Raw genomic sequence first — 20,941 nt, 5'->3', positions numbered from 1 at the left:
GCTAGAGCCAACGCAAGCTTCCTTTGTATCCTAAAGCCTGTATCTCTTTGTAAATTACAGTGGTTGGAATAAAAGAGTTCTCCTTATGGGATATTTCCAACATCTTTGCAATATGGGGAAGATATGGATCTACAATATTTTCTACTGGTGCTCTGTTAATAACTGGTGTATACCCATCAGGAAGTTTAGAATATTTACGAACTGTCTCACGACTGATTCCCAGTCGTCTTGCTACTTCTGTTTTATTAAATCCTTGTTTTAAAAGTTTTTTTATACCCTCAAGGGGCACCCCGTCATTTGAACTTGCCTCTTATCTAACACTTGACTCCCTTCAAAAAAGATGAAACGGAGTCTATCAAAAATTAATTTGATTTTTTAAGGTTTGTGTTTAAAAAGTAACTTTTAACTCACTTCCCTTAGTGCCAATTTTAGCAGTTCGTTTGACACTTGGTCATGATATGGAAATTGAAGGGAGTTATTTTAGGGATGATGAAGAGATTTTATGGGAGTATATTGGATAATTTTCAATATACTCCCACTGTTAAAATTTTACAAACTTTTAAAAAAATGGTATAATCCTCAGTATGTTAGCTAAGAGAGGTGGAAAAACGGACATCCATAAGCCTTACACCCTTTGGCAGAGATGCGGGGCAGTATCGGTGTAAGAGAGATGCGGGGCGAGTCCTCCCGCCTCTTAGCTTTCTATAAACTTCAAAAAATCCTCTTCATACTTTTTATTAAAAAATTTTATTGATTTTAAACATTTTTTTAATTGTCGTTTACTTGTATAAAAAAGTGTACCACCTTCTAAGTAAAAATTATTGATTGATACAGAATAGAGTATGTATTTTTCATCCACATGGGCAAGTAAGTTATAGATTCCTTCCTTGTTATAATCGCATCTTGCAACCGTGTTATCAATAATAATTTGAAAATTATGTTGTGTTATAAAGTGAATAATTTCAGGGTGTTTGTTTGCGATCTTTTTAACTTTCAGTTTGGTAATATAAAGCTCTTTTTTGAGCAGAGTATTGCGAAAATGGTGTAAAATTATATCTGTTAAAATCCCCAATAAAATACGATTCTTACTGCCCAATATACTTCCTTGAATTAAAACAAAATTATATCCAAGATTTAAAAAATATTTTGCAGTGCTTGCTTATTTGCATCATCTTGAAGTTTTGCATATCTTACAGTTTGTGAAATATCAGAATGATTCAAAAGCTCTTGAATTTGCCTAATAGACACATTTGAGAGTGCTAACTGAGATGCAAAAGTATGACGCAGAGAATGAATTACAATACGATTTTTTCTATCTTTCACATTTAATCCTTTGTTGAATAGTTCATCAAGAATAGGCTTTAATCGTCGTTGTAGTTGTCGACCTGTAATTTTTTCACCATCGTAATGAAATGAAATAACATAGTCATTAAAACCAATTTTTGAAAGTGTTGTATGTAAAATTTCTCTTGTAGTATCTGTAATATAACCGCTATAAACTTCACCACCACCTTTAAAATCAGTTAGTCGTATTATGTCATTTTGTAAATCAATATCGCATTTTTTTAGATGCAAGATACTTTCCATTCTTGCACCAGTTGTGAGAGATAACTTACAAAACAACTCCAATAAACATCCGTATTCATTCTCTAAATCAGCTTTTTTGGCAACTTCAAAAAGCTCTTTTATTTCATATTTATTTAAAAACCTTTCTCTTGTATTTTTGACTTTTAACTTTGAAATTTTTAAAACTGGGTTTACCGCTTCATACATCTCTTCTTTGAAGCCATAATTAAAAATAGTTCCAAATAGCTCAACAATCATATTTGCAGTTTGATTGCTTAAGCCATTTTGCAATGTTTTTTGTTGTAAATCAAGTAAATCATTTTTTGTGATTTTTGTGATTTCTTTCATTCCTAATACGAGAGCAAGATGTTTATTATATTTGCTTAAACGCTCAAATGTACTCTTTGAATCATCTTTGGTTTCAAAATATTTTTTTGCAACATAGTCCAAAGTTAAAATTTTTCTTGTTCGAGATTTTACGATTTTTGGTGGCTGTTCTCCCTTAATAAGCGCATTGAGAATTTCAACCCGTTTATTTCTGCAATAAACCTCAGTAACACCTTCTGTCTCACAACCAATTTTTACTCGTTTTAGTTTATTCTGTTCATCTCGATATCGTACATAATAAGTTTTATAACCGTTTTCTTTAAGATAGTATTGTACGCCCTCATATTTTTTAGAATTTATAAATTTTGCCATATTATACTCACTAAATTGATAAAGAAGTATAACATGATTTTGGTGACTAATCTGGTGACTAATTAGTCACCATTTTTGAAAAAAGATGATTTTACTTGATTTTAGATGATAAAACAAAAACTCTATAAAAGCCTTATACAGGCGATACTTGAGGATAATTGACAATACTTTAAGAAACTTGAAAATATGCTATTTTTCAAGTCCTTTCATCCGCACCACTCAACTAAACAACCCCTAAAATACTTACTTTCAGAGATTATCAAAATTACTTGGTGCCAAATGAGTGCCATTCAGTGTCTATATATTATTAAAAGCTTTTCCAAAATCACCCAAATCTCTTGGAATATATTTTGAATAAACTTCAAGTGTCATTCTTGTTGAACTATGCCCAGCAATTTTACTAATCAAATTTATATCTTCTCCTGCACTAATATGTGTAGAACAAAATGTATGTCTAGTTTGGTGAATTTTTCTATACTTGATACCAGCTCTTGCTAAGTCTTTTGTCCATTCACCTTCTCTAATTTTAGAAATATCCCAAAATGGTTTAGAGCAAGTATTTAAAAAGACATAAGAATTTTTATCTCCTGTCATTTCAAATTGCTTTTGTAAATAAGGAAGTAATGCTTCTGTTATTGGAACAGTTCTAAATGAGTCCCATTTTGGTGATCCAACAACTCCCCTACCAATTTGAGAACTTATTTCAATCTCCATTTTCTCAAAATCTACTTTACTCCATTCTAAACCTATTGCTTCTCCACCTCTTAGTCCAGTTGTAAACAAAAGCATATACAAATTTTTCATTTGTTCTGTTCTTGTAGACTGTATCAAGCTCTTTATTTCACTAATACTAAATGGCACTATTTCATTAGTTGCTTTTTTTACTTGTTTTCTTTTAGACATAATAGAAGCATATTTTACAGGATTCTTTTCAATTAGTTCTGCCCTAATTGCTTCTTCAAAAATAGTACTTAAAATACCTCTGACACTTTTAATAGTTTCAATAGCATAACCTTTTTCTAACATACTGTTTTGCCATTCTGTAATGTCTACACCTTTTATAGTATCTAAAAGTTTTTTACCAAAAACAGGTTGCAAATGCTTATTATACTTACTGATATAGTCTACAATAGTAAACTGTTTTCTATTTGACTTCTGCAAATCAAAAGAGATTTTCATATATTCATCAACAGTTTTCATTTTATTTTTAAAGAACTCACCTGTGCTAATCTTATATTGTATAGCTGGTAATATTTGCTTTTCAGCCAATTTTCTATTAGCTGGTGTATTATCAAGGTTCAAAGGTTTTCTATGTCTTACTCCATTATGAGTAAAATCAATCCATAGTGACTCCTTTACACCTTTTTTGTTTTTTGTTTTTTTTACATATAGTCTCATGTGTTTTCCTTTTATTTGAAACCACTTTCAACCATAATTACAGATTATAATTATAGTTGAAAATAGATGAATCTTTTATTATTAAGCTACAATTTTCTCTACAATACTTTCAACAGTATTTTTCATATCAGCTTCAAGTTCTTGGTAATCTTTACCCATTACCCATTTATCTAACACTGCTCTATCAAACATTCTTTTTGAACTGTTTTGATAATAGTGATATCCAGGAAGAAAGTCACCACTTTTAACTTTTGCATTAATGGAGTCTATGGAATATCCAAGATATAGAGCTGCTTCTTTTGTTGAAAGCCATCTCTTATCTACTTGTTTATTGATATCTTCTGATATTTTTTCTAATAGTTTTAACATTGCTGGAATCTGTTCCAATGCCTCAAAATTAATATGTCAAACGAACTGCTAAAATTGGCACTAAGGGAAGTGAGTTAAAAGTTACTTTTTAAACACAAACCTTAAAAAATCAAATTAATTTTTGATAGACTCCGTTTCATCTTTTTTGAAGGGAGTCAAGTGTTAGATAAGAGGCAAGTTCAAATGACGGGGTGCCCCTTGAGGGTATAAAAAAACTTTTAAAACAAGGATTTAATAAAACAGAAGTAGCAAGACGACTGGGAATCAGTCGTGAGACAGTTCGTAAATATTCTAAACTTCCTGATGGGTATACACCAGTTATTAACAGAGCACCAGTAGAAAATATTGTAGATCCATATCTTCCCCATATTGCAAAGATGTTGGAAATATCCCATAAGGAGAACTCTTTTATTCCAACCACTGTAATTTACAAAGAGATACAGGCTTTAGGATACAAAGGAAGCTTGCGTTGGCTCCAGCAGGTAATGCAGAAATATGAACTGCGTGAGCGAATAAAAAATAGTGAAAAGCTTATACGCTTTGAAACAGAGCCAGCCAAACAGATGCAAGTCGATTGGGTAGAGTTTCCAAAAGACAACCTCTCTGCATTCGTTGCTACAATGGGCTATTCAAGGGCTTCGTATGTGGAGTATGTTGATAATGAAAAGATAGAGACATTGCTGGCATGCCATATGAACGCTTTTAGATACTTTGGAGGCGTTCCACTAGAGTGTCTATATGATAATATGCGCACAGTCATTATTAGACGCAATGCGTACGGGAGAGGTAAACATAAACTCAATCCTCTCTTTGAAGACTTCGCCAAGCATTGTGGCTTTGCTATTAAAGTATGTCGACCATACCGTGCAAAGACGAAAGGAAAAGTTGAGAGATTTAACCATTATTTACGCTACAGTTTTCATAACGCACTGCGTGTAAAACTTGCAATGAAAAATTATCAGCTCAATATTGACAATGCTAATGCAGAAGTACTCAAATGGCTTGAAATGCAAGCCAATGTACGCATACATCAAACAACCCTGCAAAGGCCATTTGATCTGTTGGCAGAGGAGCAACCCCACTTGCTTTCTCTGCCTAAACCTTATGGTGGCATCCATCCAAAGGCTGTAATACAAAGTGTAGCAAAAAATAATCAAGAGTTCAATAAAACACAAACAATAGATTCTATCTATATTCCAAAACCAGATATACAAAGTTATGATGAACTGATCCCTGCTGCCCTGCTTTACTGTATGCTGCCAACTTTTTCTATGCAACAACTGGGAGGTGCTTTATGGAACTAGAGCAGGAGATAGAAACACTTTGCAGATCACTCAAACTCTCTACTGTAGCAAACGAGTTTCACACTGTTGCCGCCACTGCTGCCAAAGAGAGTTGGCAATATACACAGTTCTTACATGAACTTTTAGTGCTTGAAAATAACAGTAGAATGGACAGAAGTAAAAACACCCTAACCAAACTTGCAGGGTTTCCTGCTATTAAAACGCTTGAGCAGTTTGATTATACTTTTTCTGTAGGAGTTAACCGCAAACAAATAGAGGAGTTGGCAACTCTAGGTTTTATTAAACGGCATGAAAACATTATTCTCCTTGGAGAGTGTGGTGTAGGCAAAACCCATCTGGCTATTGCTTTGGCATATAAGGCAGTTCAGAACAGATACAAAGCAAAGTTTACTACTATTGCAGAATTACTTGCCAATGCCAATAAAGCCAAAAAAGAGAGGAAGTATGATGCCTTTTTAAAATCAGTAACCAATCCTTCAATACTTGTTATCGATGAGATAGGTTATTTCAATATGAACAAAGAGGAAGCCAATCACTTCTTTCAGATTATCTCTAAACGGTATGAAAAAGCCTCTACTATCCTTACCTCCAATCTTGTCTTTAGCAAGTGGTCACAGGTATTTGCAGGTGATAAGGTTGTAACAACTGCTATCCTCGATAGACTACTGCATCATTCACACATCATCAACATACAAGGAGACAGCTATAGATTAAAAGAGAAAAAAGAGTCAGGAATTATCAATTCAGATTTATATAAGTTTGGAGCTAAATCTTCAAACAAAACAGGACAAAACAAAGTGGTGGTTTAAGTTTCAAATTGTAACTTTTTTTTACTTTTTAGTGCAAATTTTTAGGGTTCGTTTGACATTTATTACTGTTACTATCAGAGAGTAACTCAGAAGAGTTAATTGAAGCCTTTAATACTATGAGTAGAGAAAGAAAGAAAATCATTTTAGATGCACTTAAAAAACTGTTTATTGAAGAATTCAATCAAGAAATAATGATTCATAAAAGAATGCATCAAGAGTATGAAGATAAGAAAATTGAACTTGCTATACTGCATAAGTTTGGCTTAGAGCAAGGGTTTATAAAAGAAGATTTTTCTTTTGAAAATGATATAGATTTTCAACTCTTCAACAACTTCAATAATGTTAGCAGTTTAGAAGATATGATATAAACTTGTTGTATTGGTACAAACAATGTACAATTATTTATTAAAAATAAAGGCTTACTTTGAATGATACAGAGCTAGTTAGCAATGCAATAGACTATCTTAATAAAAACAAAAAAGAGTTTATTGCACAGTTTACAGATGAAATCCAGCCTGAACAAAATAAAGTAGTCATTTTTACTGCTGGTATGAGTGGTGTTGGAAAAACTGAATTTGCTCAATTCTTAAAAGAGCAAAATCCTAATTTACTACATATAGATACTGATGAAATTAGAGAGTTTTTTAGACCTATTGGATACAATGGACAAAACTCAAATACTTTTCAAAAACCTGCCAGTAAAGGTTTTAGTAAACTTTTTGATTATGCTGTAAAAAAAGGCTTCTCAATCATACTAGATAGTAATCTATCTAATATCAGTAAAGCTGTTGAGAATATTGATAGATTGATTAACAAAGGGTATACTATTGAACTTTACTATTTATATAATGATCCTGCTGTTTGTTATGAATATGCCATTAAAAGAGAGGTTGTAACTAATAGAAAAGTTCCTTATGACATTTTTGTTAAAAGTAATATAGACTCTTTTCACACAGTTATTAGTATAAAACAGCAATATAATGGTAAAATTACATTAAATTATTTAGACAAAAGAGATGATACCCTTTACAAAGATATTGACTCAGATACATTAATAGAAAAATTAGGAGGTTATTTTGATACTAAGTGAAGAACAGATAAAACAAGCTATTCATAGAATCAATGAGCTCCAAAGAGAAACTATTGAAAAAGCTGATAAAATTCAAGGTTCAAAAGAGTATGTTGAAGAACAAATGAAATTATTTAAAGAGGCAGAAGAGTATAGAAAAAAACTCAATGCAATCAAACAACAGCAAAGAATAATTTCTGAACAGTTTGCCAGTTAAAATCTGGTGCCAAATGAGTGCCATTCCCTACCAAAAAATGGCACTCATTTTAAAAAACTAAAAAATTCAAAGCCTGTATTTATGGTATTTAGTGGTATTTGAAGGGGTTGTCCCCAGTTTCCTTTCATCCGCACCACTTAATTATTTATTCTTTTAAATCTTTCAAAAAAATCAACACAGCTGTCTAGTATTAAATTTTCGTTTCTTTGTCCTTTGCAAGAGAAGCTAAAGAAGTTGTCTGCAGCATATTTTCAATATTTGTCTTGGGTTCAACCCATTGCGAATGCAGGGCACAGGGATTTGACGCGTCACACATTTCAAAACCCAAAATACACCGGTCAAATTCCAACGGTTCACCTATTGCTTCAAGAATATCACATAAAAATATTTGCTCAGAATCCTTTGCCAGGTTAAAACCTCCGTTGCGTCCTTTTGAGGCATGTACCAAACCCTGTTTTTCAAGTTGGGTCATAAGTTTCGTAAGGTATTTATAAGGAAGCTCCAACTCTTTATGCAAAAAAGAGACTGAATGTGCCTTATTTGGGTAACGGTCCAGGTAGGACAAAGCGCGAATAGCATATTCAGTTGTTTTAGAAAAGTGCATAAAATACCTCGAAAAATTGAGTTTATTGATTGTAACTTATAAATCATAACAGATTGCTTTTTAGTTAAACAACAATATACCACTTTAAGGTAGTATATATATAATTCCGCATAAATTAAATTAAGGAATATCCTATGAGCTTATCTCAAGAGACAGTAATAGCTGTTAAAAAAACAATCCCGTCAGTCGGAAAAAATGCCGAAAAAATAACAACACGTATGTATGAAATACTTTTCAGCAAATACCCTGAAACAAAACCTTTGTTTGCAAATGCACAAGGTGATCAGCATAAAAAACTCGCAGGTGCTATTGCAGCTTTTGCCGCAAATATTGACAATCTTGGCGCTTTATCTGCAGCAGTTGAAAAAATGGCAAATACACATGTACTGACAAAAGTAAAGCCGGAACACTATCCTATGGTTGCCGATGCTTTAATCACCGCTATGGGCGATGTTTTAGGTGATGATTTCACTGATGAATACAAACAGGCATGGATCGAAGCATATACATTTTTGGCCAATATTTTAATGCAACGCGAAAAAGAGCTTTACAGCCAACAAAATAGTTAAATTAACCTTAGGTTCAAACCTAGGGTTTTAAAAACTCTTCTACATCATTTACAATTTCATCAATTGCCACAGTCGCTTTTTTATACAGCACTTTTGAATACAATTCATCATTTATTGCACTGCTTTTTTCTAAATTATTGAGTATGGAATATCTGATATTTCCCTGCAAAAAAGCATCTGTATTGATAACATTGCCGCTTGTTCCTATAACAACCAACATTTCACAGTCTTGCAGTTCATTGTACAGATCCTGGTATTTCGGAGCCTGTTCTGAAAAAAAGACAATATTCGGGCGTAGTTTATTTGAACATTGAGGACAGTTCTCATATGCTTCACGTAATTTCCTATAGCCTATATTATCTGTAAAACCGCAGCTTTCACACCTGACTTCCGGTAGAAACCCATGCAAATGTAAAACATCTCTGCAGCCTGCACGTTCAAACATATCATCAACATTTTGTGTGATTACTGCTATGTCGTCGGGATACTTTTCTTTTAATCTGCTGATTTCACTGTGTGCTTTATTTGGTTTTTTATCTTTTATATCTTCTCTTCGTTTGTCATAAAACCCTATCGTAGCCTCATAATTCCAGTCCAGGCAACCGGCATAACAGATCTCTTCAATTTTGTAATTTTCCCAAAGTCCGCCGCTGTCCCGAAATGTTGAAATTCCACTCTCCGCACTCACTCCTGCGCCGCTGAATATTATTACTTTTGCCATGATTTCCTCCAACCTGTCATTTTATGCCATTGTAATCCATACATCAGAATCACTGCATAACAAATAATGCCTATCAGATAAGACATCTGCATATCCTGTGTCAGTTGTGCCACTTTTCCAAAAACAAGCGGTACAACTGCTCCGCCTGCTATTGCCATAATGAGTAATGCACTTCCTTTGGCTGTGTGCTTGCCCAAATTTTTTAATGCCAAAGGCCAGATTGTCGGCCAGACAAGAGCATTTGCCAAACCTAGCATTGCCACAAAAGCCACGCTGTCAGGAAGGCCCGTTATAATGTGTGACTCAGTCGCAGAGCTAAAGGCCACTCCAAACAAAAAAACAATACCAAACAAGGCAGAAAGAACAAGTGCTTTTTCCTGCGATAAATATTTTGGTATAAAAAAGACACCTGCAAGATAGCCGACAACCATAAATCCCATAGTGTATGCAGTTAAGGCAGTTGCATTGGACATACCCAGACTTTGCCCGTACAGCCCAATCGTATCACCGGCTATAACTTCTATGCCGACATAAAAAAAGAGTGCCAAAGCCCCCAATACAACCCGGGGAAAAGCAAAAATACCTGCCTTATCATACGGATCATCTTCAAACTTCACATCAGGCAATGAGGAGAACCAGACAAAACAACTCAACAAAAAAAGTATCCCTGCCATTGTCATGTAGGGGCTAATGAGCTTATGTGCCAGTTCTTGTGTATTTATACTTTCCAGGTCTACGCCAAAACCGATGTCTGCCAATATAAATGCGGTAAAAAGAAGCGGAGCCAAAACACCTGCACTTTTGTTGATGAGTCCCATTATACTGATACGCATTGCCGCTGATTCTATCGGCCCTACCAAAACTATATAGGGATTTGATGCCGTTTGTAGTATTGTGAGTCCTGTTCCAAGTGTAAAAAGTGCTGTCAGAAAAACCAAAAATTCACCGCTCAGTGCTGCGGGAATAAAAAGCAAAGCACCAAGACTCATGACCAGAAGTCCCAGTGCCATCCCTTTTTTATAGCCTGTTCCTTCCAAAATCACAGCCATTGGCAATGCCATTACAGTGTAAGCAATATAAAAAGCAAAGGTCACAAAGAGCGCTTCAAACTCATTTAAATGACAGATAACTTTCAGATAGGGAATTAGAGAGCCGTTGAGCCAGGTTACAAAACCGAATATAAAAAACAAAACACCTATAATGCTCATTGCCAAAACACTTGACTGTTTATGCATTGCTGATTTCCTGCAGATACTTTGCCACACCGTCCTCATCATTTGTATGTTTTAACACTATGTCAGCACACTCTTTTACCTCTTTTTGAGCATTTGCAACCGCTACGGAAGTCTTTGCAAGCCTAAACATACCTATATCGTTAAAATTATCGCCAAATACTGTTAGCTTTTTCAAATCAAAACCGGCCGCTTCACTGACACTCTGTATGCCATGGGATTTATCGGCATCTTTATGCAAAAGTGTCAAAAAATAGCATCCCATATAGGCTTCGGGTGCCAAAATATACTTCAGTTCCTCCCCAAAAACAGCTCTGAGATTTTTTTCCAACTCCCTTAAAAGTGCTTCATCTCCCATATAAACGATTTTAAAATTGCTCTGCATGGCTCGTAAATTTTCAAACACCTGTGTATGGTCATCATTCACATAGCGTTTTATTATTTCACTTTGATAGCTGTTGAGCGTTGTAGAATAAGAAAATGCTTCATTAAGTTCATCATCAACCAAAGAAAGTACAAAAGGATAAATGCCGAGTTTTGTACCCTCTTCTATGATAGTGTCGCCTGCTTCTTTGGTCACAAACTTTGTATCAATGATCTTTTTATCCATTGTCGCTATGAGTGCACCGTCAAGCAGTATCATCGGCGCATTCACATGCACACCTTGTAAAAACTGTGCCGTTTTTTTATAGGTTCTTGCTGTTGCAACAGATAAAATCGATCTGTCTGCATACGAGTTCCATATATTTTTAGTATAATCACTCAAAGACAAATCACTCCGTAAAAATGTGTGATCCAGGTCCGTTATGTAAATATTTTTCATACATATAGTATATCAAAATTGTGAAAATAAATTTGACAAGAACTAAATTTCAATACAGGAAGGCACTAAATGTCGAGTCGTAAAAAAGCAGTAGTCACCGGAGCAAGCAGCGGCATAGGAAAAGCTATAACAAACAGACTGCTAACACTCGGGTTTGAAGTGTTAGGTGTTAGCAGAAGTATACAGGAGAAGGATTTCAGTCATGTAAACTTTCAGGCAGTTACATGTAACCTCGCAGAAGAAAAAGAGACAATAAAACTATGTGAAAAACTTAAAAAAGAAAATCTCTTTTTACATGTAAACTGCGCAGGTTTCGGCCGTTTTGAACCGCATGAAGAGTTACATGTAAACACTATCACCGCCATGACATTTTTAAACCTTACCGCTCCGATGTTACTCACAAATGCCTCACTGCGTTCTCTCAAAGAAAATGAAGGCTACCTCATCAATATCAACTCCATTGAAGCCTTACGGGCAAGTAAATTTGCAGCCGTTTACTCAGCTACAAAAGCAGGTCTCAAAGCTTTTGGCGATGCCCTTTTCGAAGAAACCAGAAAAAGCAGACTCAGTATAACAAACATAAATCCGGATATGACACAAAGCAGCTTTTATGATGAGCTGCGTTTTGATGTCAGTCCAAAAGAAGATGAGAGGCTGATTGCTGCGGATATTGCCGATGCTGTAGAGCATATACTCACCATGCGAAAAGGTGCCGTGGTCACTGAGTATACTCTCAGAAGTTTACATTTCGGAATTGCTAAAAAAGCTAAGAGGTGATGTCAAACTTATTATTTGTCATTGGAGCAGTTGCACCTAAAAAATCTTGATGCTGGCGTAACTTTTTTAAAGTCTCTCCTGTTTCACTTTTCAGTTGCCTTACAACTTTTAATGCCTCTTTTATAAGTAAAGCAGCAGATTTCATCTGCTCTATTGTCTCAAACTTTGGCATTTGTGATACAAGTATATCAATGCGTTGTGCATTTTTTTCTATAATGGCAATCTGCAGTTTAGTATGCCACATCAGTTGTTTCTCTCCATCCTGCAAGCAAACCTTTGAAAACATTACTTACCTCATCAATTTTTGCTGTATTGTTTTCAATATTTGCATAACTTAATAATTGGATCTGATAATTATAAAGTCCGTCCAGATATACAGCAACCTCTCCCTGCGATTTATCCAGCACTGCAATCAGTTCTACAATTACTGAAACGGCACGGTTTATCCAATATACTTTTTTCGCATTATCTTCATCCAAAATAGCTTTTTTTGCCTGTGCATTAAAACGTAAAACACCCTCATACATCATTTCTATTAATTTTTCCGGTGATTCTATATTGACATTGTTTTGATTGTAAATATTATAAGCTGCATTACTGTACATCGCAGATTCCTTTTGTTTTTCTTCATTGTTCATTCAATGTATATCGGCAACATTATGAATAACTTGAACATAAATTTATAAAAAAACATTGTCAATTATGCTAAAGTTTTTATCGCTTAAGACGATATAGTTATAATTATTGAAAGAAGGAATTTATTATGGCAGGAAACATCAGTTCACTCGGTATAGGTTCAGGTGTTTTAACAGCAGATGTTATCGACCAACTCAAAGCAGCCGACACGGCAAAAATAATTGACCCTATTGACAGAAAAATTGAAACAAACAATCAAAAACAGCAATCATATGACCTCCTCTCTTCATATATGAATAGCTTTAAGGGAAGTACTTTTGCCCTTAGTAACGATACTCTTTTTGACAATAAAACAGTTGATGTAAGCGGAGCTGCCGAAGTTACGGTTGATGCCGGAGCCAATGTTGACTCTTTTACTCTCGAAACAGTTACATTAGCCAAAAAAGATATTACAAAACTCGGTGCACTAAACAGTAAAACTACGCCCATCGCTTCTGCAGCCGGCGTTTTGAACCTTGATATCAACGGCACGACCTATAACATTAACTATGATGCGACAACAACACTTGAAAGCCTGACACAATCCATAACAGATATTGCAGGAACCCAGATAGATGCCTCCATTTTAGAGACAAGCTCCGGAGCATTCAGTCTTGTACTCTCCTCTAAACTAACTGGCGCAAATCAAGCTATCACGATAACTGATACAGATGACGGAACCAATGGAACAGGTTCACTTGATGCGGCTCTTTTTGACACGACTGTAACAGACGGCTACCAGAAAATACAAAACGCTACAGATGCTGTTTTTAAATTCAACGGAATCACAGCAACACGCTCAACCAATGAAATAAGTGACTTGATTTTAGGTGTAACTATTACGCTCAAAACGGAGGGGGACATTTCCAATGTTACCATCAATCAAGATACTCAAAAAATTGTTGATGAAATGCAAATGTTTGTTGACAACTATAATACCTTAATGACCAACCTTAACGATATGACCATTTTTGACAAAGAGCAGGGAAAGCGGGGAATCTTCCAGGGAGACAGCTTTGTTAACGGGCTAAAAAGAGATATCGCAGGTACTGTAACAAGCCGTTTTAGTTCAGGATCTCTTATGGACTACGGAATTGATATAGACAGATACGGAGTAATGAGTTTTGACAGTAGTGTTTTGGAGTCAAAACTGCAAACTGATTCCGCAAGTGTTAAAACTTTTTTTGCAGGAGGAACAGACAGCAACGGCAATACTGTAACAGGTTTCTTTACAAATCTCGATGATAAAGTAAAACAATATACCGGGTATAGCGGGCTTCTCTCAAATTTTGACAGTGGACTGACAAAAGATGCCAAAAATTTAGCCGATGCAAAAGAAAAAGCCCAGGCTTCTCTTGATACAAGATATGAAATTATGACCAAAAGATTCACTGCATACGACGGAATAATCAGCAGACTCAACTCCCAGTTTTCATCACTGCAGCAAATCATCTCAGCGCAACTTAACAGTAACAACTAGCCATCTTGCACTTATACGTACAGATATTCTATCTGTGCCAAGGCATAACTTTTTACAGTTCCAATATCCCTGTGATACACTCTGTTTTCATAAGTGTATATCTTTCCCATAAAATGAGGTAAAACATCCAGACTAAAATCTATATTTTTTTTATGCAAACTTTTCAGAAAAGGAAACAGCGTCGGCTCACAGATATAGACAGCACCGTTTGCCAAATTTGAAGGCGGGTTTTCTACTTTTTCAAAAAAATGCTGTACTATTTCTTTTTCATCCAATTCAACTATTCCACAAGATGACGGTGTATCTGTCTTAAATGTCATCATTGTGATCTCACAGATTTTCGGACGCGTTTTGTGTGCGTTGACAAATGCCTGAAAATCACAAAATGACAAGTTGTCGGCATGAATCAAGAAGAATGCCTCCTCATCAAAAAAATTTTGATTTTGCAGCAGTGTTCCTCCTGTATTAAGCAATTGCTCTTCATGCACAAGCGTTATTTGTTCACAAAAAGAACTCTTCTCCTTCCATGCCAACACCTGTTCGGCAAGATAGGATGTATTTATCAAAAACTCATCAACTCCTGCTGCACTCAAATTCTCAAGCCAGTAATCCAGCAAAGGCTTCCCGTGAACAGGCACCAGACACTTTGGAATAAAATCCGTAACGGGACGCAGCCGTGTACCCAGTCCGCCTGCAAGCAACAAGGCCTTCATTTACTCCAGCTCCTGTAAAAGTTCATCTTTTTGAATGGGAATATTGCCGACCCGGCTTACCTGAATCGCAGAGGCCAAAGAACCCAAATAGGCACTCTGCCAGATATTTGCACCCACTGCCAACGCCATCGCGCTACATGTAAGCAGAGAATCCCCTGCTCCGCTGACATCACGTACTACATTTCCCAAAGCGTTTATATTATCTGTCAGCAGGTCATCTTCACAATTGTTATATATTAAAATACCCTCTGCCCCGAGTGTTGTAAATACATATTTTGCCTGTGATTTTTTTACCAGTTTGTCCGAAAGCACCACCAAACCCGATTCAAAATCATTTAAAGAAAGCCTGATTTCTCTCTCAGTAGGCGTGACCAACGTCATATTGTTAAATTTTGAAATATCCCCGACTTGTGAGGAGCTTTGAGAATCAGCGGCCATTAATATACCTGCCTCACGCCCCATTGTTGTAATGGTATCAATAATCTTTTTACTCAGTACACCGTAACTGAAATCTGAAAAAATAATCAAATCCGTACGCTCTATATTTTCTTTGACGTCTTGAAGAATTTTTTCCTCTATATCTGTTGCAATAGTGTGCTGTTTAAGATGATTGACACGCAGCAGTGTTTTTGTATTGGCACGAAATCTTTGTTTGAGCGTAGTGGGTCTTGTCGTGTCTTTATATAATTTCGCGTCAATATCGAGTTTTTTAAGCCCCTCGTCCAAATAGTTAAAATTTTCATCATCTCCGACAACAGAAACAAACTTTACGTTTGCACCGAGCGTTTTTGCATGACTGGCAACGATGGCGGCACCTCCTATGAATTTATCGCTTACAAGAGGCGTTACGACGATAGTCGGGTCCTCCTGACTCATCCCCAAAGGCTCACAAATAATGTACTCATCTACAATGGAATCACCTATGACCAAAACATTAAGTTGTGAAAATTTTTCTATAATGGCATTTAAATGTGCCATATCAAAAGAGTGGCGTTGCAAATACGAACTGTTATGTTCTACTTTATAATTGAGTGCAGCGAATTCCTGCTTTAATAAATCTATAGAAGAAAAACCTATCTCTCCGGAGCTAAAAAGAAGTTTTCCGCCATAGGCACTGATAACCTCCAGTTCCGCATTTGATTTATTTGCGAACTCTTTTCCCTTGACAACAATCTCCGGTCTGTTTTGCTTAATGTACTCAAGTGCCGGAACATCCAAAATAAACGCTTCATCCACATAGCTCGTAGCATTGATGGACTCCAGTCTGATATCTTGAGAAATACCTTTTTGGCTGATTTTATCACTGTTGACACCGACAACAAGGTAATCCCCGCTCTCTTTGGCAAATTTCAACAATCTCAAATGCCCGGGGTGCAGTACATTGAAATCACCCGATACAAATACTTTTTTCATAGCCATACTAAATAAAATTGAGATGCTGCGGTAAATCACCGCTTGGACGTGTCAGCGCATGTTGTCCTTTTTTATAGGCATCAAGCACTTCATTTGTCTTATCCTGCAAACATAATGTTTCGCACATCGAGCAGGCATCAAACTTGTCCGATGCCAGGAAATCCATCACTTCCCAGTATCTCTCGCTTTTGAGTATATCTTTAAAACGCACTCCCGGTTCTGTTATATTGGCTATATGGTACTGCTTGTATTTTTCATTGAAAAAGCTCCCGCACGGGGCTATCAGACCTGTTCCGGACATTTGCAGATGAAAAGGCGTACCGTGACATCTGCTGTAGTTCCTTTTGCCCTTAGAAAGAATCTTGGACCATTTAGCTTTGACGAAATATTCCTCGTCACTGTAGCTCTCTGCTTCTTTTAAAAGGTCAACCAGGTCATCATATTTATCATAATCAACCCCCAGGGTTCCCTCTTCATCGTCACTGCAATGTTTAATGACCAGATAATCAGGTCGCAACTCTTTACCGAGTTTTGCAAGAGGAATAATCTCATCCGCATCCTGCGGCATCAAGACCATCTGCATCCCGATAGTCACATCAAGATTCATCTCTTTTTTTATCTGCATCGCCATTTTGATATTTTCGCAGGTTTCATAATACTTCTCAACCGGAACACCCATTATCTCGCTGTACCTTTGTGGTGTTCCCGCACTGAAGTTAAAGCGCAAATAGGTCAAAGCCGGCAAAATTTTTCTTAGCACATCTTCTGTAAGTGTATTTCCATGGGTTGCTATAGCCATATCCAAACCGACTTTTTTGCCATAAACGATGACATCTTCGTATATAGGATTTGCCGTACTTTCCCCGTCACTCACGAGACTGATGGCTTTGACTCCCACCTCGGCACAGTCATCCAAAAAGTTTTTCATAATTTCAAAAGTAATCTTATGCGGTTTGTTTCTCTGCATATTTGCATAACAAAAGACACAGTTATACTGACAAGCCTGTGTCAGTGCCATATCAATGGTGATAGGGACAATTCTTTCCCCTCTTTTCCATTGCTCCAAGCGCTCTTGATGCCATAGTATTTTAGATCCATCTAGTATTAATTCTGACATTTATTCTCCATTTATAAGCATCTCAAATAGGCAGGCCCGTCATAGGCAAACATATTTTTTATATCTTCTTGCAGCGTCTCTTGTGTCGGTGCAAATATTTTAAAATTTTTAAACATTTTCATCATGGCTATGTCATCATCATCCATACAATGACTTCTGCCCAAACTAGAAAAATAATTATCGGCACCTACACCGATAAGTTTAACATTCATTTTGTGTTCGTTTAGATCATAACGAATCTGCTCATACGCACGCATCACCAAAAAAGGCACCTGAGAGTAAACAAGCGGCTTCAACCCTGCCAAATACATTCCCGCACTCATGCTCATGGTTGCCTGCTCGCATATTCCCGTGTTAAATGTTCGCTCTTTATGATTGTCAAAAAAATCATCCAACACGGCAAAGCCCATATCGCCGACCAGCAAGACCATCTTTTCATCATTTTTAAAATAACTATATATTTCTGCCATAACTTCTTTTTTACCGACTAATTTACTCATCATCACACCCCCAAAACATAGCCGTCTTGCGTCGGGCATCGAAAATGATGGGCTATAGAATTTTCACAAACCGCTACGCCCTTGCCCTTGAGCGTATCACAAAACACAATGGAGAAGTTGTCATTTTTTGTATGAAAAAAGTTCTCTAAGCTTACATGTAAAGCATCTTCGTTGTGCCCGTCTATTTTTGAGAAATTATCCGTATAACTGTGCAAGACTTTTGCCAGTCTCTCATTATCAAGCCCCACATCTGCCACTCTGTCCATCGCCTGCAGTTCGTTTGCATCGACAATCAAAAGAAGATTGTCAAGTTGGAATCTGTATGCAAGCGCCAAGGCTTCAAAGTTGCTCCCCTCCTGCATCTCTCCATCTCCGACGATACAGACAACCTTGTTTGTTTTGTTTTGCATTTTAAAAGCCTGTGCCATCCCAACGGCTATAGGCAGTCCGTGTCCGAGTGAGCCGGTCGAGGCTTCTATCATATAGTCCAAATTTTGTGTCAAACATCCTTTAATGGATGCTCCCTTATAAAAATTATCCAGTTCTTCTTTTGGCAAAAAACCAAGCTCGTTTAAGATCACATAGTACGCATAGGCACCATGCCCTTTGGAAAATATGAGCCTGTCACGGCTTTCATCCTGAGCATTTTTTTTGTTATAGTGCAAAAAATCTCTAAAGAGGACACTCAGCATTTCGACGGTACTTAGTGAGGGTGCCAAGTGTCCTGCTCCTGTTTTGCAGGAGAGTTCTATTGTTTTTTTTCTTATCTCTTTTGCATCTAACAAAATTATTTCTCCCCCAGATACAAGAACCACTCTTTGGTCGCTTCTTGAATGCTTTTTTCATCCCAAAGCGGAGCTTCCCGCCAAGAATCTATATTTTCAAGCATTATTTTCACGCCCTCTTCAAAGCTTATTTTTGGTTTCCAGCCTAGCATAGTTTTTATTTTTGAAATGTCCGCATAAGTGCTCTCAGGCTCTCCCGGTCTTTTTGGAATGTAGTGTTTTTCTCCGCCTAAAAGCTCGGCAAGGTAATTAATGCTGTAAGTATTGTCACTGCCTACATTAAAAATCTCTTGACTTATAGGGCTTTTTGCTGCCATGAAACATGCATCGACTATATCGGTCACATAGGTAAAATCTCTTGTCTGCTCTCCGTCACCCACTATTGTCAGCGGTTTGTCATTTAACAATTGTGCCAAAAACACCCCAAATACAGCACCGTATGTTCCTCCTGTTCTATGACGCACTCCATAGACATTAAAGAACCTCATCGACACTACGGGCATATTATATAACTGCCCCCAGTGCATGACATACTGTTCGGCTACTGTTTTTGTGTGGGCATACGGGTATTCCGGTTTTATGGGAGTATCTTCGGGTGTCGGATAGACATCGGGAATACCATAGCAGGAACTTGATGCGGCATAGACAAATTTTTTAAGGTTTTTGCTCTTTTTCGCCGCTTCAAGCACATTGATTGTGCCGTCTACATTGGCTCTATGGTATTTCACAGGGTTGTTAATTGATGGGACGATATCCGCCAAAGCTGCATAATGAAACACATAATCCGCATCTTCAAAATAGCTGTCCAATTCAGTTTCATAATCGCCAATATCAACTTGGAAAAATTCTATCTTCCCCTTGTGATGTGCAATATTCTCAAGCCGTCCGTTTGCCAGATTGTCCAACACCGTTACATGGAAACCCTCTTTGACCAACAAATCAACCATATGCGAGCCGATAAACCCGGCTCCTCCCGTAACTACTGCTTTCATATCATCCCTTATATAAAATTATCATGCGCCTCTGGATTTTTCAACCTGTCCAGATAGCGATTGACCTCATCCATTCTGCAATTGACTCTGCAATTTTTAATATCCAACTCATTCTGCACAAAGTTGTACGATTCTCTGCGTTTGTCACTTTCCCAAATTTCACTAAAGCTGTTGTCATAAATATTGCCGTAACAAAAGCGCTCATCCCCAAGGTAAGCACTGCAGCCGAAAACTTTTCCGTCAGCGGCAATGTATCCCCAAAAAAACGGAGTCGCGTGGCAGGTAGAATAGGAATGCTCTTTTTTCACATACTTTTTCATCGTATTTGCACGAAAAACTACATGAAAATTCTCATCATTAAAGCTTTTTAGCTCCTCTTCAACATCGAGCATTTGAGAGTAGTCTATGTCTTTGTATCTGTCTGTCTCACTGAAATTATGCTGTGAGTAGGGTTTTATCACCAAATAGTCAGCCCCGAGCTCTTTGACCTTTTGAGCTAAAATCACCGCTTCATCTCTGTTTTCGGGAAGCAGAAGCATCTGCACGCCAAGCGTACATGTAAGCTTGTTTTGTCTTCTGTACTCCAAAGCATACGCTAAATTGTTCATGACCCTTTCAAAATCAAGCTCTTTTGTCTGATGAATTGCGGCATAGCTTTGAGCGGTTCCTGCATTGAGGCTCACTTTTATCCAGGAACAGTTCTCAATGCAACGCTCAATATTTTTTTTATTAAGCGGAACAAAGTTTGTTGTTATGGATGTGTCGATACCCACTTGTGAGCAGTGCTCTACAATGAGGTCTAAATCTTTAAACAACAAAGGCTCGCCTTCTCCTGCAAACATCACACTTTTCACACCATGAGCTGCCATATCACTCATGCTGTTTTTTAAAACTTCAAAATCTATGCCGATATTTTCATAGCCCATATAGTCAAGCGCGCAGAAAGTACACCGGTGATTGCATCCTCCATACGGTGACACTTCCACATACACAGGGTAGATTTTTTTTAATGTCTCCCACTCGTCGTTGGCTTCTACCCATTTGGCAACCCGAACTGGGTGCAATGACATTTTATGTGAATCTATTGCAAATTTATCACTCATTTATAA

The 20,941-nt window shown here is 36.9% G+C and carries 26 protein-coding genes; 8 read left to right on the top strand and 18 right to left on the bottom strand.

Translation table 11 applies throughout. The annotated features are described in order from the left end of the window. Window position 1: 1 nt before the first annotated feature. The 5 genes from MLC35_RS00860 to MLC35_RS00840 form a co-directional block, all read right to left on the bottom strand. The gene (locus MLC35_RS00860) at window positions 2-289 is read right to left on the bottom strand and encodes a helix-turn-helix domain-containing protein (RefSeq protein WP_434637328.1); all 288 of its coding nucleotides are present in this window, start codon (window positions 287-289) and stop codon (window positions 2-4) included. A gap of 405 nt (window positions 290-694) precedes the next feature. Beyond that, window positions 695-1,096 (bottom strand): hypothetical protein, encoded by a 402-nt coding sequence (locus tag MLC35_RS00855; RefSeq protein WP_434637326.1) that lies wholly within the window; start codon window positions 1,094-1,096, stop codon window positions 695-697. Window positions 1,097-1,134: 38 nt separating this feature from the next. Next, a complete protein-coding gene (locus MLC35_RS00850) occupies window positions 1,135-2,265 on the bottom strand; it encodes a tyrosine-type recombinase/integrase (protein ID WP_434637324.1) in 1,131 nt (376 codons plus the stop codon). A gap of 297 nt (window positions 2,266-2,562) precedes the next feature. Then, a complete protein-coding gene (locus tag MLC35_RS00845) occupies window positions 2,563-3,663 on the bottom strand; it encodes a tyrosine-type recombinase/integrase (protein ID WP_151901284.1) in 1,101 nt (366 codons plus the stop codon). A gap of 81 nt (window positions 3,664-3,744) precedes the next feature. Continuing rightward, window positions 3,745-4,050 carry a hypothetical protein gene (locus MLC35_RS00840; protein WP_434637322.1) on the bottom strand — a complete coding sequence of 102 codons (306 nt, stop codon included), beginning with the start codon at window positions 4,048-4,050 and terminating at the stop codon, window positions 3,745-3,747. A 173-nt stretch (window positions 4,051-4,223) separates the two neighbouring features. On the opposite strand from MLC35_RS00840, the gene istA reads away from it, so the two are divergent. From istA to MLC35_RS00815, 5 genes are all read left to right on the top strand, one after another. After that, entirely contained in the window at window positions 4,224-5,336 is a 1,113-nt protein-coding gene (gene istA, locus MLC35_RS00835) for an IS21 family transposase (protein ID WP_434579843.1), read from the top strand. Next, window positions 5,327-6,145 (top strand): IS21-like element helper ATPase IstB, encoded by an 819-nt coding sequence (gene istB, locus MLC35_RS00830; protein ID WP_434579842.1) that lies wholly within the window; start codon window positions 5,327-5,329, stop codon window positions 6,143-6,145. The genes istA and istB overlap by 10 nt, the downstream gene beginning before the upstream one ends. A 116-nt stretch (window positions 6,146-6,261) precedes the next feature. Then, window positions 6,262-6,513, top strand: a complete 252-nt coding sequence (locus MLC35_RS00825) for a hypothetical protein (protein ID WP_434637320.1) — start codon at window positions 6,262-6,264, stop codon at window positions 6,511-6,513. Window positions 6,514-6,569: 56 nt separating this feature from the next. Beyond that, window positions 6,570-7,235, top strand: coding sequence for a zeta toxin family protein (locus MLC35_RS00820; protein WP_151901298.1), 666 nt, complete (start codon window positions 6,570-6,572; stop codon window positions 7,233-7,235). Beyond that, complete coding sequence (locus MLC35_RS00815; RefSeq protein WP_151901299.1) at window positions 7,222-7,431, top strand: hypothetical protein; 210 nt, start codon at window positions 7,222-7,224, stop codon at window positions 7,429-7,431. The genes MLC35_RS00820 and MLC35_RS00815 overlap by 14 nt, the downstream gene beginning before the upstream one ends. 190 nt (window positions 7,432-7,621) lie before the next feature. Here the strand turns inward: MLC35_RS00815 and MLC35_RS00810 are convergent, their stop codons facing one another. Beyond that, on the bottom strand, window positions 7,622-8,035 hold the full coding sequence (locus tag MLC35_RS00810) for an RrF2 family transcriptional regulator (protein ID WP_151901302.1): 414 nt from the start codon (window positions 8,033-8,035) through the stop codon (window positions 7,622-7,624). Between the two features lie 134 nt (window positions 8,036-8,169). Between MLC35_RS00810 and MLC35_RS00805 the strand changes: the two genes are divergently transcribed. Then, on the top strand, window positions 8,170-8,604 hold the full coding sequence (locus tag MLC35_RS00805) for a globin domain-containing protein (protein ID WP_434637317.1): 435 nt from the start codon (window positions 8,170-8,172) through the stop codon (window positions 8,602-8,604). Between the two features lie 19 nt (window positions 8,605-8,623). Here the strand turns inward: MLC35_RS00805 and MLC35_RS00800 are convergent, their stop codons facing one another. From MLC35_RS00800 to MLC35_RS00790, 3 genes are read right to left on the bottom strand one after another with little or no spacing between them, the layout of a single operon-like run. Beyond that, window positions 8,624-9,325, bottom strand: coding sequence for an SIR2 family NAD-dependent protein deacylase (locus MLC35_RS00800; protein ID WP_434637315.1), 702 nt, complete (start codon window positions 9,323-9,325; stop codon window positions 8,624-8,626). Further along, window positions 9,313-10,560: a sugar MFS transporter gene (locus MLC35_RS00795; protein ID WP_434637313.1), complete on the bottom strand. Its 1,248-nt coding sequence runs from the start codon at window positions 10,558-10,560 to the stop codon at window positions 9,313-9,315. Before MLC35_RS00795 ends, MLC35_RS00800 begins: the two co-directional genes overlap by 13 nt. Further along, a complete protein-coding gene (locus MLC35_RS00790; protein WP_434637311.1) occupies window positions 10,553-11,380 on the bottom strand; it encodes an HAD-IIB family hydrolase in 828 nt (275 codons plus the stop codon). Before MLC35_RS00790 ends, MLC35_RS00795 begins: the two co-directional genes overlap by 8 nt. A gap of 69 nt (window positions 11,381-11,449) precedes the next feature. Between MLC35_RS00790 and MLC35_RS00785 the strand changes: the two genes are divergently transcribed. After that, complete coding sequence (locus MLC35_RS00785) at window positions 11,450-12,157, top strand: SDR family oxidoreductase (RefSeq protein ID WP_434637308.1); 708 nt, start codon at window positions 11,450-11,452, stop codon at window positions 12,155-12,157. On the opposite strand, the gene MLC35_RS00780 is transcribed toward MLC35_RS00785, so the two are convergent. Then, window positions 12,147-12,401 carry a hypothetical protein gene (locus MLC35_RS00780; RefSeq protein ID WP_151901307.1) on the bottom strand — a complete coding sequence of 85 codons (255 nt, stop codon included), beginning with the start codon at window positions 12,399-12,401 and terminating at the stop codon, window positions 12,147-12,149. The two genes, MLC35_RS00785 and MLC35_RS00780, sit on opposite strands and share 11 nt — an antisense overlap. Next, window positions 12,388-12,762, bottom strand: a complete 375-nt coding sequence (fliS, locus tag MLC35_RS00775) for a flagellar export chaperone FliS (RefSeq protein WP_151901308.1) — start codon at window positions 12,760-12,762, stop codon at window positions 12,388-12,390. Before fliS ends, MLC35_RS00780 begins: the two co-directional genes overlap by 14 nt. A 158-nt stretch (window positions 12,763-12,920) precedes the next feature. Between fliS and fliD the strand changes: the two genes are divergently transcribed. Beyond that, a complete protein-coding gene (fliD, locus tag MLC35_RS00770; RefSeq protein ID WP_434637306.1) occupies window positions 12,921-14,312 on the top strand; it encodes a flagellar filament capping protein FliD in 1,392 nt (463 codons plus the stop codon). A gap of 11 nt (window positions 14,313-14,323) precedes the next feature. Here the strand turns inward: fliD and MLC35_RS00765 are convergent, their stop codons facing one another. Genes MLC35_RS00765 through MLC35_RS00735 form a run of 7 tightly spaced genes read right to left on the bottom strand, consistent with a single transcriptional unit; the run spans window position 14,324 to window position 20,935 of the window. Then, window positions 14,324-15,025: a nucleotidyltransferase family protein gene (locus tag MLC35_RS00765; protein WP_434637304.1), complete on the bottom strand. Its 702-nt coding sequence runs from the start codon at window positions 15,023-15,025 to the stop codon at window positions 14,324-14,326. Beyond that, complete coding sequence (locus MLC35_RS00760; protein ID WP_434637295.1) at window positions 15,026-16,438, bottom strand: PfkB family carbohydrate kinase; 1,413 nt, start codon at window positions 16,436-16,438, stop codon at window positions 15,026-15,028. Between the two features lie 7 nt (window positions 16,439-16,445). After that, window positions 16,446-17,555, bottom strand: coding sequence for a radical SAM/SPASM domain-containing protein (locus tag MLC35_RS00755; protein ID WP_434637293.1), 1,110 nt, complete (start codon window positions 17,553-17,555; stop codon window positions 16,446-16,448). Between the two features lie 11 nt (window positions 17,556-17,566). Then, window positions 17,567-18,058, bottom strand: coding sequence for a transketolase (locus tag MLC35_RS00750; RefSeq protein ID WP_434637291.1), 492 nt, complete (start codon window positions 18,056-18,058; stop codon window positions 17,567-17,569). Further along, window positions 18,058-18,840, bottom strand: a complete 783-nt coding sequence (locus MLC35_RS00745; protein WP_434637289.1) for a transketolase — start codon at window positions 18,838-18,840, stop codon at window positions 18,058-18,060. The genes MLC35_RS00750 and MLC35_RS00745 overlap by 1 nt, the downstream gene beginning before the upstream one ends. A gap of 2 nt (window positions 18,841-18,842) precedes the next feature. Then, complete coding sequence (locus MLC35_RS00740; protein WP_434637287.1) at window positions 18,843-19,832, bottom strand: SDR family oxidoreductase; 990 nt, start codon at window positions 19,830-19,832, stop codon at window positions 18,843-18,845. 8 nt (window positions 19,833-19,840) lie between these two features. Further along, complete coding sequence (locus MLC35_RS00735; RefSeq protein ID WP_434637285.1) at window positions 19,841-20,935, bottom strand: radical SAM protein; 1,095 nt, start codon at window positions 20,933-20,935, stop codon at window positions 19,841-19,843. Window positions 20,936-20,941 lie beyond the last annotated feature (6 nt).

Source organism: Sulfurimonas sp. NW7 (assembly GCF_051132265.1).
Lineage (GTDB): Bacteria > Campylobacterota > Campylobacteria > Campylobacterales > Sulfurimonadaceae > Sulfurimonas > Sulfurimonas hydrogeniphila.
Note: the sequence above shows the minus strand (reverse complement) of the source record. Positions and strands in the feature narration are given on the sequence as shown.

Coding starts and splice junctions, on each gene's coding strand:
- MLC35_RS00850 (WP_434637324.1), bottom strand. CDS start 2,265: ATGGCAAAATTTATAAATTCTAAAAAATATGAGGGCGTACAATACTAT.
- MLC35_RS00845 (WP_151901284.1), bottom strand. CDS start 3,663: ATGAGACTATATGTAAAAAAAACAAAAAACAAAAAAGGTGTAAAGGAG.
- istB (WP_434579842.1), top strand. CDS start 5,327: ATGGAACTAGAGCAGGAGATAGAAACACTTTGCAGATCACTCAAACTC.
- MLC35_RS00825 (WP_434637320.1), top strand. CDS start 6,262: ATGAGTAGAGAAAGAAAGAAAATCATTTTAGATGCACTTAAAAAACTG.
- MLC35_RS00810 (WP_151901302.1), bottom strand. CDS start 8,035: ATGCACTTTTCTAAAACAACTGAATATGCTATTCGCGCTTTGTCCTAC.
- MLC35_RS00805 (WP_434637317.1), top strand. CDS start 8,170: ATGAGCTTATCTCAAGAGACAGTAATAGCTGTTAAAAAAACAATCCCG.
- MLC35_RS00800 (WP_434637315.1), bottom strand. CDS start 9,325: ATGGCAAAAGTAATAATATTCAGCGGCGCAGGAGTGAGTGCGGAGAGT.
- MLC35_RS00795 (WP_434637313.1), bottom strand. CDS start 10,560: ATGCATAAACAGTCAAGTGTTTTGGCAATGAGCATTATAGGTGTTTTG.
- MLC35_RS00790 (WP_434637311.1), bottom strand. CDS start 11,380: ATGAAAAATATTTACATAACGGACCTGGATCACACATTTTTACGGAGT.
- MLC35_RS00785 (WP_434637308.1), top strand. CDS start 11,450: ATGTCGAGTCGTAAAAAAGCAGTAGTCACCGGAGCAAGCAGCGGCATA.
- MLC35_RS00780 (WP_151901307.1), bottom strand. CDS start 12,401: ATGTGGCATACTAAACTGCAGATTGCCATTATAGAAAAAAATGCACAA.
- fliS (WP_151901308.1), bottom strand. CDS start 12,762: ATGTACAGTAATGCAGCTTATAATATTTACAATCAAAACAATGTCAAT.
- fliD (WP_434637306.1), top strand. CDS start 12,921: ATGGCAGGAAACATCAGTTCACTCGGTATAGGTTCAGGTGTTTTAACA.
- MLC35_RS00765 (WP_434637304.1), bottom strand. CDS start 15,025: ATGAAGGCCTTGTTGCTTGCAGGCGGACTGGGTACACGGCTGCGTCCC.
- MLC35_RS00760 (WP_434637295.1), bottom strand. CDS start 16,438: ATGAAAAAAGTATTTGTATCGGGTGATTTCAATGTACTGCACCCCGGG.
- MLC35_RS00755 (WP_434637293.1), bottom strand. CDS start 17,555: ATGTCAGAATTAATACTAGATGGATCTAAAATACTATGGCATCAAGAG.
- MLC35_RS00750 (WP_434637291.1), bottom strand. CDS start 18,058: ATGATGAGTAAATTAGTCGGTAAAAAAGAAGTTATGGCAGAAATATAT.
- MLC35_RS00740 (WP_434637287.1), bottom strand. CDS start 19,832: ATGAAAGCAGTAGTTACGGGAGGAGCCGGGTTTATCGGCTCGCATATG.
- MLC35_RS00735 (WP_434637285.1), bottom strand. CDS start 20,935: ATGAGTGATAAATTTGCAATAGATTCACATAAAATGTCATTGCACCCA.